This is a genomic window from Duncaniella sp. (genome assembly GCF_029054785.1).
Lineage (GTDB): Bacteria > Bacteroidota > Bacteroidia > Bacteroidales > Muribaculaceae > Duncaniella.
On the sequence record NZ_JAIDEN010000133.1, the window covers coordinates 1 to 3,013 of the forward strand.

The 3,013-nt window shown below is 50.5% G+C and carries 4 protein-coding genes; 1 reads left to right on the plus strand and 3 read right to left on the minus strand.

All coding sequences use genetic code 11. The features are described 5' to 3' along the window. Positions 1 to 393 precede the first annotated feature (393 nt). A complete protein-coding gene (locus K2H17_RS08510) occupies positions 394 to 1,251 on the minus strand; it encodes an SDR family oxidoreductase (RefSeq protein WP_300133747.1) in 858 nt (285 codons plus the stop codon). Between the two features lie 197 nt (positions 1,252 to 1,448). Here K2H17_RS08510 and K2H17_RS08515 point away from each other — a divergent pair, with 197 nt between their 5' ends. Beyond that, entirely contained in the window at positions 1,449 to 2,252 is an 804-nt protein-coding gene (locus K2H17_RS08515) for an RNA methyltransferase (protein ID WP_300133749.1), read from the plus strand. A 123-nt stretch (positions 2,253 to 2,375) separates the two neighbouring features. On the opposite strand, the gene K2H17_RS08520 is transcribed toward K2H17_RS08515, so the two are convergent. Then, entirely contained in the window at positions 2,376 to 2,585 is a 210-nt protein-coding gene (locus K2H17_RS08520; protein WP_300133751.1) for a hypothetical protein, read from the minus strand. Between the two features lie 206 nt (positions 2,586 to 2,791). Next, a partial coding sequence (locus K2H17_RS08525; RefSeq protein WP_300133752.1) for a hypothetical protein occupies positions 2,792 to 3,013 on the minus strand: 222 nt, incomplete at its 5' end.

Consider the following 3,013-nt stretch of genomic DNA (forward strand, 5'->3'; position numbering starts at 1 on the left):
TCCTTTCTCATTTACAATAATTTATCTAAAAGATACACCACTCAGATTTTAACTCTTGTTTTTAAACAACCTCTTAGTATTTTCAGACGTTTTGTAAAACAACTTGCAAATTTAGTGAAAAATCATGAGATAATCCGTAGCTAAAGCAGAAAGAATCAAGGCGGTCGGTAAAGAATGTCAGCGAAAAAACGGTCAATGGCCGCCAGCCGCAGACCATAATTCATCTGACAATGATCTCCAAGGCCTCACCTCAGGGGGCTTTAAATAAAAAACAGACTCCGGACCGGGGTCGGAATCTGTTTCTTATAAGTGTTGATCGGGCTTGTGATCAGTCGTGAGTGGGCGGCTTGAGATCAGCCGTAACCGGACTTGATCAGCCGTATTCGAGTTTGATCAGCCGTACTGGATTGTGCCGTCTTCGTTGCGATACTGGTCGAAGCCTTTTTCATACTGGTCCATAGCGCGGAGGCTCATACCCATGCTTGAGAAGCCGCCGTCATGGAAGAGGTTCTGCATTGTTACCTTGCGGGTGAGGTCGCTGAACATGACAATGCAGTAGTCGGCACATTCGTCGGCATTGGCATTGCCCAGAGGCGACATGCGGTTGGCGAAGTCCATGAGTGAAGACATGCCCTTCACGCCGCTGCCGGCAGTGGTCTGGGTGGGTGACTGCGAGATGGTGTTGATGCGGACTGACTTCTCGCGGCCGTAGATGTAGCCGAAGCTGCGGGCGATGGATTCGAGGAGTGCCTTGGCATCAGCCATGTCGTTGTAGCCGAACATTGTGCGCTGTGCGGCGATGTAGCTCAGAGCGACGATGCTGCCGTGGTCGGCGATGGCGTCAAGTTTCTTTGCAGCCTGGATCATTTTGTGGAATGAGATGGCTGATATGTCGAGCGTTTTGTTCAGCAGATCATAGTCGAGGTCGTCGTAGAGGCGCTTTTTGCGGACATTGGGCGACATGCCGATCGAGTGGAGCACGAAGTCGATTTTTCCGCCGAGGATTTCCATTGATTTCTGGAACACCATTTCGAGATCTTCGACATTGGTTGCGTCAGCCGGGATGACTTCGGCGTTAAGTTTTTCACCGAGTGCGCTTACATCGCCCATACGGACAGCGACCGGGGTATTCGACAGAGTGATGATGGCACCTTCTTCAACAGCTTTCTCAGCTACTTTCCAGGCAATACTCATGTCATTGAGCGCGCCAAAGATAATGCCGCGCTTTCCTTTCAAAAGATTATAAGCCATATTTGGTCTATTAAATTTAGTTTCGTTTCTTTTCTTTATTCCGGCTGCAAAGTTACACAGATTTGGGCGGTATTTGAAATATTTTTGCGAAAATCGCTCCACGTAGGTTGCAATAACCGTAATAATGACTTAATTTTGTGATAATTTGGAGTAAAGTTTTCTGACGCGCTCACTCCCGCTATTAACGATTGAGAATTATGCCGATAATTGAAATTTCATCATTGACCCATCCCGGAGCCGACGTTTTCAGCTCATTGACCGAAGCTCAGTTGCGCAACAGACTTGAACCTGACCGCGGTGTCTTCATTGCCGAAAGTCCAAAAGTGATCCGAGTGGCCTTGGATGCCGGTTATGAGCCTCAGGCATTGCTCTGTGAGCGCAAGCATATAGCGGGTGATGCTGCTGACATTGTCAGCAGGTGTGGCGATGAGATTCCGGTCTATACCGGCGACCGCGAGCTTCTGGGAGCGCTGACGGGCTACACTCTCACCCGCGGGGTGCTGTGTGCCATGCGCCGTCCCGCACCGCCCTCACTGGACTCGGTGCTCAGAGATGCTTCAAGGGTGGTCGTGATCGACAGTGTTGTCGACACCACCAACATCGGGGCTATTTTCCGTTCTGCCGCTGCCCTGGGCATTGATGCCGTCCTGCTGACGCCTTCGTCCTGCGATCCCTTCAACCGTCGTGCCGTCAGGGTTTCGATGGGCTCGGTTTTTCTTGTGCCCTGGACCTGGCTTGACAGTCCGGTCGGCTCGTTGCGTGATTTCGGCTTCAAGACAGTGGCGATGGCGCTGACTGACAAATCCGTCCCCCTGGACGATCCTTCGCTCAAGGCCGAAGCGCGTCTTGCGATCGTGATGGGGACCGAGGGCGACGGTCTGGCCTCCGAGACTATCGCCGATGCCGACTACACAGTCCGCATTCCGATGGCCCACAATGTCGATTCCCTTAACGTCGCTGCTGCCGCGGCTGTGGCTTTCTGGGAACTGAGAACCCGCTGAACCTCAAAAGCAATTGTCAGCCTCCATCTGTCAGGAGGCATATATATAAAGAAGCAAGGCATTCCGGCGCATTTTTGATCGCTGGAATGCCTTGTTTCTTTGGGCTGTTATGCTTCTTGTTGATCAGCGGATCATGATTTTTGATACCTTGCTGCCTTTGCGGACAATGTAGATGCCGGGAGCAAGTCCTTCGGTGGAATTTCCGAGGCGGATGCCGTTGATCGTGTAGACCTCGGTTTCTCCGGAGATTTCCTGATCGCTTATGCAGTCGTCGATGCCGGATTCAGAGCCGTTGACGCTGTATTCAATCTTGAGGCTCTGGCATGTGCCCATCGTAGTAAGACGAGCAATGTGCAGAGCCCACGCAAATATGTAAGCATGCGATGGTTCTGTGATGCCGGAAGGCACCGGAACCATCGGAAACGGTTACATATCCATGAGCATCTACCATTGCATCTGTCTTGACTACGATTTTTGAAACTGCCAGATTTCAAGACGTCAAGAACGGAAGCGCAAGTAAACGCTTTAGTTAGAATGTCTTAGCCTGAGCGACAGCGCTCAGACAACAAACAGCCGCCCACCCGCATGACCCACGACCGGGACTCTGCGAACAGTCGGCATGCAAATTTGCGCAATTTTTTCAATTCGTCAATAATTTTTAACGCTGATTTTCGGGGAATTAGGGTAAGAGGTTGTTTAAAAACAAGAGTAAAAATCTGAGTGGTGTATCTTTTAGATAAATTGTTGTAAATGAGAAAGGA

Bases quoted from the DNA above. Each gene is read 5' to 3' on its own strand.
- K2H17_RS08510 (WP_300133747.1), bottom strand. From the start codon at position 1,251: ATGGCTTATAATCTTTTGAAAGGAAAGCGCGGCATTATCTTTGGCGCG.
- K2H17_RS08515 (WP_300133749.1), top strand. From the start codon at position 1,449: ATGCCGATAATTGAAATTTCATCATTGACCCATCCCGGAGCCGACGTT.
- K2H17_RS08520 (WP_300133751.1), bottom strand. From the start codon at position 2,585: ATGGGCACATGCCAGAGCCTCAAGATTGAATACAGCGTCAACGGCTCT.